At 39.5% G+C, this 14,451-nt stretch carries 13 protein-coding genes; 12 read left to right on the forward strand and 1 reads right to left on the reverse strand.

Features of this window, described 5'->3' with window-relative positions; translation table 11 throughout:
* The first annotated feature begins 196 nt into the window (after positions 1-196).
* Positions 197-1,162 (forward strand): ABC transporter substrate-binding protein, encoded by a 966-nt coding sequence (locus VIO64_RS21470; protein ID WP_414705338.1) that lies wholly within the window; start codon positions 197-199, stop codon positions 1,160-1,162.
* Between the two features lie 138 nt (positions 1,163-1,300).
* Here VIO64_RS21470 and VIO64_RS21475 read toward each other — a convergent pair whose 3' ends face one another.
* Positions 1,301-1,942 carry a bifunctional precorrin-2 dehydrogenase/sirohydrochlorin ferrochelatase gene (locus VIO64_RS21475; protein ID WP_331921796.1) on the reverse strand — a complete coding sequence of 214 codons (642 nt, stop codon included), beginning with the start codon at positions 1,940-1,942 and terminating at the stop codon, positions 1,301-1,303.
* Between the two features lie 243 nt (positions 1,943-2,185).
* Between VIO64_RS21475 and hemA the strand changes: the two genes are divergently transcribed.
* The 11 genes from hemA (at position 2,186) to bioB (ending at position 14,358) form a co-directional block, all read left to right on the forward strand.
* The gene (gene hemA / locus VIO64_RS21480) at positions 2,186-3,448 is read left to right on the forward strand and encodes a glutamyl-tRNA reductase (protein WP_331921797.1); all 1,263 of its coding nucleotides are present in this window, start codon (positions 2,186-2,188) and stop codon (positions 3,446-3,448) included.
* Positions 3,449-3,472: 24 nt separating this feature from the next.
* The gene (gene hemC, locus VIO64_RS21485; protein WP_331921798.1) at positions 3,473-4,369 is read left to right on the forward strand and encodes a hydroxymethylbilane synthase; all 897 of its coding nucleotides are present in this window, start codon (positions 3,473-3,475) and stop codon (positions 4,367-4,369) included.
* Positions 4,370-4,382: 13 nt separating this feature from the next.
* On the forward strand, positions 4,383-5,903 hold the full coding sequence (gene cobA, locus VIO64_RS21490) for a uroporphyrinogen-III C-methyltransferase (protein WP_331921799.1): 1,521 nt from the start codon (positions 4,383-4,385) through the stop codon (positions 5,901-5,903).
* A gap of 2 nt (positions 5,904-5,905) precedes the next feature.
* Positions 5,906-6,898 (forward strand): porphobilinogen synthase, encoded by a 993-nt coding sequence (hemB, locus tag VIO64_RS21495; protein ID WP_331921800.1) that lies wholly within the window; start codon positions 5,906-5,908, stop codon positions 6,896-6,898.
* 13 nt (positions 6,899-6,911) lie between these two features.
* Entirely contained in the window at positions 6,912-8,198 is a 1,287-nt protein-coding gene (hemL, locus tag VIO64_RS21500) for a glutamate-1-semialdehyde 2,1-aminomutase (RefSeq protein WP_331921801.1), read from the forward strand.
* Positions 8,199-8,291: 93 nt separating this feature from the next.
* Positions 8,292-8,918, forward strand: coding sequence for a histidine phosphatase family protein (locus tag VIO64_RS21505; RefSeq protein ID WP_331921802.1), 627 nt, complete (start codon positions 8,292-8,294; stop codon positions 8,916-8,918).
* A gap of 50 nt (positions 8,919-8,968) precedes the next feature.
* Positions 8,969-9,499 (forward strand): cob(I)yrinic acid a,c-diamide adenosyltransferase, encoded by a 531-nt coding sequence (locus tag VIO64_RS21510; RefSeq protein WP_331921803.1) that lies wholly within the window; start codon positions 8,969-8,971, stop codon positions 9,497-9,499.
* 40 nt (positions 9,500-9,539) lie between these two features.
* Positions 9,540-11,069, forward strand: coding sequence for a cobyric acid synthase (locus tag VIO64_RS21515; RefSeq protein ID WP_331921804.1), 1,530 nt, complete (start codon positions 9,540-9,542; stop codon positions 11,067-11,069).
* 16 nt (positions 11,070-11,085) lie between these two features.
* Positions 11,086-12,108 carry an adenosylcobinamide-phosphate synthase CbiB gene (gene cbiB / locus VIO64_RS21520; protein WP_331921805.1) on the forward strand — a complete coding sequence of 341 codons (1,023 nt, stop codon included), beginning with the start codon at positions 11,086-11,088 and terminating at the stop codon, positions 12,106-12,108.
* 13 nt (positions 12,109-12,121) lie between these two features.
* Positions 12,122-13,231, forward strand: a complete 1,110-nt coding sequence (cobD, locus tag VIO64_RS21525) for a threonine-phosphate decarboxylase CobD (protein ID WP_331921806.1) — start codon at positions 12,122-12,124, stop codon at positions 13,229-13,231.
* 158 nt (positions 13,232-13,389) lie between these two features.
* Positions 13,390-14,358 (forward strand): biotin synthase BioB, encoded by a 969-nt coding sequence (gene bioB / locus VIO64_RS21530; protein WP_331921807.1) that lies wholly within the window; start codon positions 13,390-13,392, stop codon positions 14,356-14,358.
* Positions 14,359-14,451: the final 93 nt, after the last annotated feature.

Here is a 14,451-nt window from a genome sequence, read left to right on the forward strand (position 1 = left end):
GGTACAATACCACATTAGTATAATTGTGGAAATTATAGCTGGAAATTTTAATAAAATTTTAACTGATCTGTGGGGGTGAAAAAGAAAATTCAACTCTCAAAAGTCAGATAAATAAAGCCCTCGGAGTTTCCGAGAGCATACTATTATGTCGGGGGAGGTGTTTATTATGCGAAAAATTTATGCTTATGCACTGCTGATGAGTGTTATACTGGTATTTTTCAGTGCCTGCGGCAAGAGTGACTACCAGAAAGTTCGCTTAAGTGAAGTTACCCGGTCTGTATTCTATGCTCCGCAGTATGTTGCATTAAATCAAGGTTTTTTTAAGGAAGAAGGCCTTGAGATTGAGTTAAGCAACGGTCAGGGAGCGGATAAGGTAATGACATCTGTTTTATCAGGTCAGGTTGATATCGGTTTTTCTGGGCCGGAGGCAGCCATATATGTATATAATGAAGGTAAGGAAGACCATGCAATTGTTTTCGCACAGCTTACCAAGCGTGACGGCTCCTTCCTTGTAGGAAGAAAGCCCGAGCCTGACTTTAAATGGAGTTATGTAAAAGGAAAAACTATAATAGGGGGGCGAAAAGGCGGAGTCCCTGAAATGACTCTTGAGTATGTTTTGAAGCAAAACGGTGTAATACCGGGACAGGATGTTAAAATCGACACAAGCGTGCAGTTTGCACTTATGGCAGGTGCTTTTACGGGAGGTCAGGGGGATTATGTAACGCTGTTTGAGCCTGTGGCTTCCAGTGTAGAAAAAGAGGGAAAAGGCTATATACTGGCATCTATAGGCAAGGATAGCGGAGAAATACCGTATACTGCTTACTACGCAAAGAAAAGCTATATAGAGAAAAACAAAGAGGTAATGCAGAAGTTTACCAATGCCATATATAAAGGCCAAAAATGGGTTCAAAGCCATACCCCTGAAGAAATAGCAAACGCTATTAAGTCATCATTCCCCGATTCCGACTTGGAAACACTTACACAAGTAGCAAAAAGGTATAAGGAAACCGACTCATGGTGCCAGGTGCCTGCAATGAACAAGGATTCCCTTGGATTATTGCAAAAGGTTATGAAATGGGCAGGAGAACTGCAAAAGGAAGCACCCTATGAAAAAATTGTAACAACGGAGTTTGCCGATATAGCTTATGAAAAAATAAAATAGCATTAATGGTTTGATAGAGACTGTACATATGCGAGGGTACGATTGAGCCCTCGTTTTTTAAATGTCTAGGAAATTATGGTGTATGCACACCACAATTTCTAACGACAACGATCAAGGTTGCAAAATCACTTGGTGATTTTATTCCTCCGTATATTTCTTGTAAATGGCATCCATTTTTGCTTTTAGGCTTTCTATATCTGGCCTGGAGTCTGTAAAAATGGTTTCTTCTATAATATTGTTCAATATAGAAGCTTTTAACTCAGCATTTTGAATTTCAAGGATTACCTTTTTCCTAAACTCCTTTAGGTATGATATGACTTCTTCATTTATATTATCATCAATGATATTATCTAGTTTTTTTCGAATATGTTTCGAAAGTGCCGGATAGCCTCCCGATGTTGAAATACCTATTACAAGATCTCCTCTTTTAACTAATGAAGGAAAGAAGAATGTACATCTTTTGGGGTCATCCACTACATTTACAAGCACTCCATGGTTTACCGCATCGTTATAAATCAATTCATTAACCGATTCATCGGATGTGGCGGCAATAATCATAAAAGCATCCTTAATATCCGATGGTTTATAGAAGCGACTAATATGGGTAAGTTTACCTGATTCCTTCAGGGTGTTGATTGAATAGGTGATTTCTGGGCTTATGACAACTATGTCGCCGTTAAAACGATCTAACATCTCAATTTTTCTGGAAGCAACCTTCCCGCCTCCAACTACAATACACTTTTTGCCTTTTAAATCAACAAATAAGGGGAATGATGGCATTTAAACCTCCTTGATAAATAATATCTATTAAAAGTGATCAATAGCTCTATTAATTTGGTTATTCTTGATATTATATTAAAAATATAAAATTTTGTAAAATAAATTATATTTCAATTGTAAGAATTGAGAAAATGATTTAAACTATAGAAAAGTGAATACAGACCCAAAAACCCCTTAACCATATTAAATAGTGTAGTTGGGAGGTTTTTTGATATCTATATATGAGGACACGGAGATAAATGTATGAACTTACTTGTTGTTGGAGTAAATTATAGAAAAACACCAGTTGAAATCAGAGAAAAACTCAATTTTTCCATAGACGAGCAGAAAAATGCTTTAAGAGAAATTGTAAGTATGGATGGTATAATGGAATGTATTATTCTCTCAACCTGCAATAGGACAGAGGTTTACGTATTCCATCAATATCCGCATTATGACAGCAGTATACTGGAAAAAAAACTATGCAGCTTAAAAGGCCTGAATATATATAACCTTAAGAAATACATTTATGTCTACAGCAGTATAAAAGCTGTAAGACATCTTTTTAAGGTTGCCAGCGGGCTGGATTCCATGGTGCTTGGAGAGGACCAAATACTTCGTCAGGTTAAGGATGCATATGATCTTTCACTAGAAGTAGGCTCGTCTTCTGGAATGCTTAATACACTATTTCGGGAAGGGATAACCGCTGCAAAGAAGGTCAAGACATTTACCGAGATCTCCAAAACCTCTGTCTCGGTAGGAACACATGCTGTGAGGCTAATAGAGAGGGAATTTGGTTATAACCTTGATAAAATGAGTGCACTTATAATAGGTGCTGGGAAAATAGGAGGTATTACTCTTAAAAACCTTATTTCCAAAGGTGTTGGTAAAATATATATTACAAGCAGGTCATGTGGTAAAGTACAAGACATTTCGAAATTATACGAAAATGTTACGGTGATTGATTACTCAATGAGGTATTCGATAATTGAGAACTGTGAAATAGTAATAAGTTCAACAGCAAGTCCACATTATACAATTACCAAGGAGCTTCTGGAAAGTGCTCTTGAAACTTATAAGAAAAGGATATTTATAGATCTTGCAGTTCCAAGGGACATTGATCTTGCTATTGAGGAGTTACCGTCCATAAGTTGTTTCAATATTGACCATTTGATGATAGAGGTTAACAAAAACTTGTACTATAAGCTATCAGAAGTATCCAAAGCTGAGGAAATAATAAACCAATATGTTAATGAATTTGAGCACTGGTACTATTTCAGAGAAGCGTTGCCGGTTGTTAGGGAAGTCCAAAGGTTTGCCGATGAGGTACTCAATGAAAAAACTGAGTATCTGATTAGCAGACTTACAATTGTAAATGATGAAGAGCGTCAATTGGTAAAAGGTGTAATTAAAAGCACTGTAAGCGAAATATTGAATAAACTTCTTTACAGCGTCAGGGACAACAGCAGCAAAGAGGATATGCAGGCTTATTTCAGGTGTCTTAAGGAAGTAATGAAGGAGAGCTGAAATGGGCGTGAGGGGTATAAATAAATGAGAAAAATTGTTAGGGTTGGGACCCGAAAAAGTGAATTGGCAATTGCTCAAACAAATTGGGTTATTGACAGAATAAAGGAAAAATTTCCCCAGCTTGAGTTTGAGTTAGTGGGAATAATAACAAAAGGTGATGTGATACTGGATAGAAGCCTTGATAAGATTGGCGGCAAAGGACTTTTTATAAACGAACTGGAAAAGGCACTTCTAGATAATGACATAGATATTGCTGTTCACAGCATGAAGGATATGCCGGCTGAGCTTCCGGAGAAACTTGTAATTGGTGCAATACCCAAAAGGGAAGATCCCAGGGATGCACTTGTTTCTTTAGAGGGTACGGACTTAAGCCGCCTGGATAAGGGCTCCGTTGTGGGAACAGGTAGCATTAGAAGAGAGGTCCAGATCCTAGGGCTTCGGCCTGATCTTAAGATAAAACCAATAAGGGGTAACGTGCCTACAAGGATAAGCAAGCTTAAGGAGCACCAATTTGATGCAATTGTCCTGGCAATGGCAGGCCTAAAGAGGTTAGGATTGGAAGGTATAGCATCCTATTCCTTCAGCTTTGAAGAAATGGTTCCGGCTGTTGGTCAAGGGGCTTTGGGAATAGAAGTTAGAAAGGACGATGAGCTTTTAGAACTTATTAGAGCTATAAACCATATAGACAGTGAGATTTGTGTTAATGCCGAAAGGGCTTTTCTAAAAAGACTTAATGGAAGCTGCAGTACACCTTTAGGAGCTTATGCCTGCATGTCTGATGGTGGGATTAAAATATACGGGATGCTGGCTGAAAATGATAAGACCTGGGTAAGGAAAGCTGTGATTGAAGGCAGGAAAGAAGATTTTGAGGAATTGGGTACAAAGCTTGCGGAAAGGCTGCAAAATCCCAAGGGATTTTAGGGGAGCAAATATAATGAATTGTAAGGGAATGGTTTATATTTTGGGTGCAGGTCCCGGAGATTATGGACTATTGACTATAAAAGCCGCTGACTGCATCAGCAAAGCTGATGTTATAGTTTATGATAGACTTGTAAATGCTTCAATCTTAAGTCTTGCTAAAAAGGATGCGGAATTTATAAATGTGGGTAAAATGCCCAATCACCACTCCGTACCCCAGGATATCATAAATAAGATACTTTTGGACAAAGCTATGGAAGGTAAGGTAGTAGCAAGGGTGAAGGGTGGAGACCCCTTTGTATTCGGAAGAGGCGGAGAAGAGGCGGAGGTTCTTCAAAAAAACAGCATAGAATTTGAAGTAGTACCGGGAATAACTTCAGCTGTTGCAGCAGCAGCCTATGCAGGGATTCCTGTGACCCACAGGGATTATTGCTCTTCGCTGCATATTATAACAGGTCATGAGAAGCCTGGGAGGGATGTAAGCTTTATTGATTATGAAGTCATCGCAAAGCTTGAGGGTACATTGGTATTTCTTATGGGAATGAAAAACCTTAATGAGATTTGCTCTAACCTCATAAAGTTTGGCAAAGCCGGTATTACACCTGCGGCAGTGATTGAGAGGGGTTCAACAATAGAGCAAAGGGTGATAATCGGAACCCTCCAAGACATTTCTGAAAAAGTTAAAAAGTCAAGTGTAAAATCACCTGCTGTAACAGTAATAGGAAATGTGGTGAACTTAAGGGAAAGGCTCAACTGGTTTCCAAAGGGTAAGCTTGCAGGTAAAAGGGTTATTGTAACAAGGGCGAGGGAGCAAGCCAGCAGCCTTGTAGAGGAAATAAGAAAACTTGGCGGAGAGGCTGTAGAATTTCCTACAATAAGGATAGAAGAGCCTCTTGATTATGAACACTTCGACAGGGTGCTCGGAAATTTGAAATGGTACAAGTGGATTGTATTTACAAGTGTAAATGGAGTCCGGGCTTTTTTCAAAAGGATGAGAGCTCTCAAAATTGATATAAGGAGCCTATGGGAAATACGGATTGGTGCAGTTGGTGAGGCTACAGCAATAGAGCTTTCAGCTATGGGATTAATTGCGGATTTTATACCGGCAGATTATACAACAAAGGAGCTGCTAAAAGGTCTTGTTGGATTGATTAACAAAGGTGAAAAGGTACTTTTGCCACGGACGGACATTGCAAACAAGGAGCTTTCAGAAGGACTGAAAGAGAATAATATAGATTTTGAGGAGCTTACTGTATACAGGACTGTGACGGAAGCATCCATGAAGGATGCGGTTCATGAGCTTCTTGTACAAAGCAGGGTTGATTTTATAACTTTTACAAGCTCATCAACAGTGAGAAATTTTGTCAAATTACTTGGTAACGAGAACCTAGGCCTTTTATCAACTATAAAAACTGTGTGTATAGGCCCTGTAACTTCGGAGACTGCGAAGGAATCAGGCCTTAATGTGTCAGCCGTTGCAGATAAATATACCATAGACGGCTTAATAGTTAAACTGGTGGAACTATCGGAGGAATAAACATGGATTTAATTAAAAGGCCAAGACGATTACGTATAAATGAAAATATGAGAAGACTTGTACGGGAAACATCTATTTCAGTGGATGATTTTATTTATCCTTTGTTTATAGTAGAAGGCAAGGGCATAAAACGGGAAATACCGTCCATGCCGGGTGTGTATCATTTTTCTATGGACCTTCTTTTAAAGGAACTAGAGGAGATAAGGGATCTAAAGATACCTGGTGTGCTCTTATTTGGGGTGCCCGAAACTAAAGATGAAAAAGGATCTGAGGCATATAATCCCGACGGTATTATTCAAAGGGCGTTGAGGCAAGCTAAAAAGGAATTCCCAGATATCCTTTTCGGTGCAGATGTATGTTTGTGTGAGTATACCAGCCATGGTCACTGCGGACTGGTTTGTAATGGTGATGTTTTAAACGACTGCTCTGTGGAGCTCATTGCAAAAGCTGCATTAAGCTACGCAGAGGCAGGTGCTGATATTATTGCTCCTTCCGACATGATGGACGGGAGGGTAGGTGCAGTAAGAAAAATACTTGATAAAAACGGTTTTACCAACAAAACCATTATGTCCTATAGTGCGAAGTATGCATCATCATTTTATGGTCCTTTCAGGGAAGCTGCATTGTCAAAGCCTTCCTTCGGTGACAGGAAAAGCTATCAAATGGATTATGCAAACATCGGAGAAGCCCTTAGAGAAGTAGAAAATGACATTTCGGAAGGTGCTGATATTATCATGGTAAAGCCTGCACTTTCATACCTGGATGTAATAAGCAAGGTCAGTACAGGATTTAATATACCTGTTGCGGCCTATAATGTCAGCGGTGAATATTCAATGATAAAAGCAGCTTCGGAAAAAGGTTGGATTGATGAGAAATGTGCTATTATTGAGGTGCTTACCTCAATAAAGAGGGCAGGGGCACAGATAATAATAACATATTTTGCTAAACAGGCTGCAGCCTGGATGCAAGCCGGGGTGAACAGCCAGCCCGGATAAAGGAGGAATAGAGATGAACACCGAAAAGTCGCAGTTGCTTTTTGAAAAATCAAGGAATATCATACCGGGAGGGGTAAATAGCCCGGTTAGGGCCTACAAGTCTGTGGGTATGACTCCTCCATTTATAAAAAGTGCCCAAGGCTCTAAGATTATTGATGTAGACGGAAATGAGTATATAGATTATGTAGGATCATGGGGGCCAATGATTCTTGGTCATGCACACCCAGAGGTTGTTAGCGAGATAAAAAGGGCCTGTGAGGATGGAACAAGTTATGGTGCTCCAACGGAGAAGGAATTGATGCTTGCGGAGATTATTATAGATGCAGTACCTTCGGTAGAGATGGTGCGTATGGTAAGCTCAGGTACCGAGGCGGTTATGAGTGCAGTGAGGGTTGCAAGGGGCTTTACCGGCAGGGATAAAGTTCTAAAGTTTGAAGGGTGCTACCATGGGCATTCGGACGGTTTGTTGGCAAAGGCCGGCTCAGGGCTGCTTACAACAGGTGTGCCTGACAGTGCGGGAGTTCCAGCAGACTACGTCAAAAACACAATAGTAGCCCCGTATAATGACTGTGATGAATTGGAAAATATATTCAAGAGGTACGCTAATGACCTTGCAGCAGTCATTGTAGAGCCTGTTGCAGGTAATATGGGAGTTGTGCAGCCTAAGGAGGGTTTTCTGGCACTTGTCAGGGAGCTCACATTAAAGCATGGAGTAATACTTATTTTTGACGAAGTTATAACAGGCTTCAGGGTCTCGTTTAAAGGAGCACAAGGCTATTTTGAAATAGAGCCAGATATGACTGTTTTTGGTAAAATAATAGGAGGGGGTATGCCTGTTGGGGCTTATGGAGGCAGAAAAGAAATAATGAGCGTGATTTCTCCAATTGGACCGGTTTATCAGGCAGGTACGCTATCGGGTAATCCCATTGCCATGGCAGCAGGAATAAAGACCCTTGAAATTCTAAGGGACAACCCCCATATCTATAAAAGTATTGAAGAGAAAGCCGTAGAGCTTGAAAAAGCATTATTAGATTCCTCGAAGCAATACGGCATTCCTCTTAAGGTAAATAGAATGGGTTCCCTTTTAAGTGGATTTTTTACAGGGGAGGATGTGACAGATTTAAAAACTGCAATGAAATGTGATGTAGAGCACTTTCGAAAATACTTCCGTAATATGCTCCAATCAGGCATTTATATGGCACCATCACAGTTTGAAGCAATTTTTGTCTCAAGTGCACATGGCAAGGAAGATATTGAAAAAACAATAAGTGCAGTAGATTATGCATTTTCCAAATTGTAGGGCAACAAAAAGGTTTTGTTGTCAGACAACTTAAGGATAAGACAAATTAAAGATAGGGCAAATAGCAAAAACATTGGAATTTAAGGTGATCAAATGAGAACAAGGCTGATACTGGTGAGGCACGCACAGGCAGAAGGGAATGTAAGAGAAGAGTTTCATGGATGGACGGATGGAGATATTACAAAGAAAGGGCATCTGCAAGCTCAGTGTGCAGCTACAAGGCTCAAGGATTTTAAATTGGATGTGCTCTACTCAAGTCCTTTAAAAAGGGCTGTTGATACAGCACAGTACATATCTTACGAGTCAAACCTGCCTGTAATAAAAAGGGAAGGACTTAAAGAAATAAACGGAGGGGACTGGGACGGTTTATCATGGAAAGAGCTTCAGACCCGGTGGCCTGAAGAATTTGAAATATGGTCCGGCAAGCCTCATATGCACCGAATGCCAAACGGTGAGTCCATGATGGAATTTTTGACTCGTCTTGTGAATGAGTTAGGATTTATAATGTTAAATAATAGGGGAAAGAATATTTGTATTGTTACACATGGCATGGCTATCCGTGTACTTATGAGCTATTTTCATGGTGTGAAGCTGGAAAATACCCCTGAAATCAAATGGATAGGCAATGCTTCAATTACTGTTATAGATTATGAGGACGATAAATTTATAGTTACAATAGAAAGCGACTATAGCCACCTTGGAGAGGATTTGCTGTGGTGAAAAATATAATACATAAGGCTAGGCTAAATTAAATAAAGAAGGTGATTTTGATGGAAAAGGGTTTGGTACATATATACACAGGAAACGGAAAAGGCAAGACGACTTCTGCAATAGGGCTTGGAATCAGGGCGTATGGACGGGGATTTAAGGTCTATATGGCCCAATTTCTAAAATCCGCCGAATCTGGGGAGCTGAATGTTTTAAAAAACCTGGAGCCTGGATTTACTGTAAAAAGGTTTGAAATGGTGGATAAATTCACATGGAATATGAATGAAGCTGAAATAAAAGAAACTGGTGAAGGCTTAAATAAACTATTTGACTTGGCAATAACAGACACTAAAAACGGGGCCTGGGATATGCTTATTCTTGACGAAATACTGGGGGCAATAAAGGGTGGTTTTATACCCATTCAAAAGGTAATTGAATTTGTAAAAAATAAGCCTGAGGGGTTGGAACTTGTTATGACAGGACGGGCTGCACCCGAAGAATTGGTGGCCCTTTCCGATTATGTGTCAGAAATAAATCCCATAAAACACCCTTTGGATAAAGGAATAGGTGCCAGAATAGGTATAGAAAGCTGAGATGTTTGGAATACAAAGCTTTTAGAAAAGGGGAACGGGGATGAAGGCAAAATGTTTAATGGTACAGGGGACTGCATCATCAGTGGGTAAAAGCATAATAACTGCCGGACTGCTGAGAATATTCAAGCAGGATGGCTATGAAGCTGCACCATTTAAATCTCAGAATATGGCACTAAACTCATATATAACAAAGGAAGGAAAGGAAATGGGCAGGGCACAGGTAGTTCAGGCCGAGGCTGCCGGAAAAGAGCCTTCGGTACAAATGAACCCTGTACTTTTAAAGCCTACTTCAGACAGGAAGGCTCAGGTTATTTTGAATGGGGAAGTACATAAGAACATGTCTGCCGCAGAATATCATGAATTTAAACCAAAGCTTGTCCAAATGATAAGAGACACCTTTAGAAAGCTTATGATGGAAAATGATATAGTTGTTATTGAGGGTGCAGGCAGTCCGGCAGAAATTAACTTGAGAGAAAACGATATAGTTAATATGGGGATGGCCCAAATGGCAGATTCACCTGTTATACTTGTAGGGGATATAGATAAGGGCGGAGTTTTTGCGTCGCTGGCAGGAACCATGATGCTTTTGACAGAGGAAGAAAGAGCCAGGGTAAAGGGGGTTATTATAAATAAATTCAGAGGTGACCTGGATATATTGAAGCCAGGACTGGACATGCTTTATGACATAATAAAGATTCCTGTATTGGGAGTTGTACCTTATACAAGGATTGATATAGAAGATGAGGACAGCCTGGCTGAAAGGTTTCAGAAGCAAAATGCAAAAGAAACGGGTGAAATTGATATTGTAGTTGTCAAAGTTCCCCATATGTCCAACTTTACCGACTTCAATGCATTGGAAAACCTTGAGGGGGTAAAGGTAAGGTATGCTGAGGCTCTTCACGAAGTCGGTATGCCTGATCTTGTTATACTTCCAGGTACAAAAAACACTATTGGGGACATGATGTATCTTAAAAAATCAGGAATTGAAGATATAATAAAAAAGCTGCACCAGGAAGGCGTTGTCATATTTGGAATATGTGGCGGCTATCAAATGCTGGGTAAAAAAATTGAAGACCCGCACAGAATAGAGTCGGAGCTTTTAAGTATTGAAGGGATGTTTCTTCTTAATTCAATGACTTCATTTGGGCAAAAGAAGGTAACCACTCAGGTTGAGGGAGTTATCTCATGTGATGAAAATCTTCTTCATGATCTTTGCGGCACCAGGATTAACGGCTATGAAATTCATATGGGAGCCACGGAATATGAGGAAGGCTGTGTGCCTTTCATTGAGATAGATAAATCCCTGATAAGCGGTACAAAGTCTGTGGGGGGAGTAATGAATAAGGAAGGCAATGTCTTTGGTACATATATACACGGTATTTTTGACAACATGGAATTTACTGTTGGCTTTATAAACAATATTAGAAAGAGAAAGGGCTTAGGTCTTGTTGGCTACGATAAAAGCATGGATTTTAATGCATACAAAGAAAAACAGTATGATAAGCTTGCTGATATCTTAAGATCCAGCCTTGACATGAAAAAGATATATGAAATAGCAGGCTTGGTATGATAAAGGGGAGATTGGAATGGCGGTTTGGCTGCTTTTGGACGTAATTGCAGCTTTTATTCTTGATATATTTTTCGGTGATCCTCACTGGATGCCTCATCCTGTAAGATTTATAGGGTGGCTTATAAGTAAAACAGAGAAAGTCTTAAGAAGTCGTATAAACAAAGGTTCTCTAAGGGGAGAAGCAAGTATACTACAAAATGAAGAGATGCTCCGGAAATCAAAAAGGCGGGCAGGATTGGTTCTTGCATTAGTAGTTGTTGGCGTAACGTTTTTGACAGTCTTTATAATTCTAAAGATATCAATGCTCATTAGCCCAATCCTTTTTCATATCGTTAATATATATTTTATATACTCATCTATTGCTACAAGGTGTCTGGCTGTTGAGGCCTACAAGGTATATGGGAAGCTTGCAGAAAACGATACTGAGGGTGCAAGAAAAAGTCTTGCAATGCTTGTAGGAAGAGATATACAGGGCTTAAGCCAAAAGGAGATTATTCGGGGAGTGGTTGAAACGACTGCAGAAAATACTGTTGACGGGGTTATTTCTCCTTTGTTTTATGCTGTGCTGGGCTCAATATTCGGGCTGGGTGCACCACTTGTGTATGCTTTTAAAGCTGTAAGCACCCTTGACTCTATGGTGGGATATATGAATGAAAAATATATTGATTTCGGCAGGTTTTCAGCTAAGGCCGACGATGTAGCCAACTATATACCTGCAAGGCTCTCAGGGCTTTTGCTGCCGATTTCTGCTATGCTTTGCGGCATGAACGGAACACAAAGCTTTAAAATCATGCTCAGGGACAGAAGAAACCATAAAAGCCCCAACTGTGCGTACCCTGAATCCGCTGTTGCAGGTGCACTGGGTGTAATGCTTGGAGGAAACAATGTTTATTTTGGTAATGTTGTTGAGAAGCCTACCATTGGGGACATGGGCAAGGAGCTTGAGGCTGTTGACATAAGAAGGACGGTAAGGCTGATGTATTGTGCATCGTTTTTAACGCTGGCACTAGGTATTTTAACGTATTTAATTATCCTTTAAAAAGGTGGTAAAAATGTCAGAAAAATTGATAAATCAAACAGCTGATTTACATGGCGGTAATATATACAAGGCTTCCAAACAATATGGAATTTCAGAAGAAGCTTTTCTAGACTATAGTGCCAATATAAATCCTTTAGGAGTGCCGGAAGAGCTTAAGGAAACCATTTTAAGAAGCATAGAATTACTTTCAAATTATCCTGACCCCGAGTGCCATTTATTGAGGCGGCACATTTCAGAGTATCTTAATATAAATCCAGATGAAATTATAATTGGAAATGGTGCAGCAGAAATTATATTTCTATTGCTCGAGGAATTAAAACCCAAGAAGGTAATTATACCTTCACCCACCTTTATGGAATATGAAAGAGCCGCCAAAAAAGTGGGTGCAGAAGCTAGGCATCATGAGATAAAGGAAAGTGCAGGCTTCAGGCTTGAGGTAAACGAGCTGATAAACCATATCGATGATGATACCGACTGCATAATTTTGTGTAATCCCAATAATCCTACTTCATCACTTACAAATCCGGATGATCTTATTAAGCTGATTGAATTTGCATATCGAAAAGAAATAACGGTCATAATAGACGAAACCTTTATAGAGCTTACTGTAGGAGGAAATACAAACTCAATGGTAAAGCACCTTAATGAGTGGAGCAATCTTATTATAATAAGGGCTTTCACAAAGCTTTTCGCAATTCCGGGCTTGAGGGTTGGATATGGACTTGGAAATAAAGAGCTTATTAAAAGGCTTTGGGATAGGAAAATCCCATGGTCTGTAAACTGCTTTGCATCTATATCGGGAATGCTTCTTAAAAATGAAACAGGCTATTTTGATCGGACAGCTACGTGGATTTCTGAGGAGATTGAGCAGTTTTATAATGAATTGTGTAAAGTGGATAAGTTTCATGTGTTTAAACCTCATACTAATTTTGTATTGATGAGGATAAAAGGCATTAGCTTCAATTCTCACACATTAAAAGAAGCCCTAGCGTCAAAAGGTGTGCTTATTAGGGATGCTTCCAATTTCAGGTTCCTAAATGACAAGTTTATAAGGGTTGCAATCAAGGATAGGAACAGCAATGACAGGTTTATGGAAATACTTGATGATGTTTTAAAGGGGTAAATATACAGATTACTATAGATTATAAGTACTAAATATAGATATAAGTTTTTACAACTTAATTGTCAACTAAAAGCATAAAAACGGTTGACAATAAAATTTTATATGGATATTATAGGTAATATGATCCCGAATCAAAAAACTGGAGGATGAATCTAAATATGAATTCTCTATTATTCAGCATTGAAAATAAACTAAAAAGAGGCTATACAATCACTAATGAGGAGGCAGTAAATTTAATTGAGTCAGAGGTTCCCGACGACGAGTTGTTTTCTCTGGCAGATAGGATTTGCAAGGAACACAAGGGATATAAGGTTGATTTATGCTCCATTATAAATGCTAAATCAGGAAGCTGCTCGGAGAATTGCAAATACTGTGCACAGTCAGCACATTATAATACCGATATCCAAGGCTATCCTTTGATAGGCATTGAAGATGTCCTGGAAATGGCGAAGGAAAACGAAAAAGAAGGTGTTAGTCGTTTTTCTATCGTGACAAGCGGAGGCAGCTTGGAAGAAAAGGATTTTCAAAAGATACTCCAAATGTTGAAGATATTAAAGAAAGAGACAGGGCTTAAGCTGTGTGCTTCATTAGGAAGCATAACATATAAGCAGGCAATACTGCTCAAACAGGCAGGGCTTTCAATGTACCACCACAACATCGAGACATGCAGGGAATATTACAGTGTAATATGTGACACCCATACATATGACGACAGGATAGTCACGGTAAAAAATGCTATGGAGGCAGGCTTGGAGGTTTGCTGCGGAGGTATTATCGGTATGGGTGAAAGCTTGAAGCAGCGAATAAAAATGGCCTTTGAAATAAGGGAACTGGGAATAAAGTCAATACCGTTAAACATACTAAATCCGGTTAAGGGGACTCCACTAGAAAACTCAGAAGGGCTTCAGTCTGTAGAGATACTTAGGACTATATCCTTTTTTAGACTTATAATTCCTTATGCCGACATCAGGTATGCGGGAGGTCGCATATCGTTGGGCAAATATCAGGATCAAGGCTTTAAGTCTGGCATTAATGCCATGATGGTTGGAAACTACCTAACAACTACAGGAAACAAAATCGCCGATGATTTGGAAATGATCAGGAGCACGGGGCTTGAGATATTTTAAAGTTGCAAACTTTTTGTCTTTATCTTACCTGGTCTATTTTATATACTTAATAATATAATAAGCAGTTTCTGCAAACTGATATGGAGGAGGCTT

It is taken from the genome of Pseudobacteroides sp. (assembly GCF_036567765.1).
In the GTDB taxonomy this organism is placed as follows: domain Bacteria; phylum Bacillota; class Clostridia; order Acetivibrionales; family DSM-2933; genus Pseudobacteroides.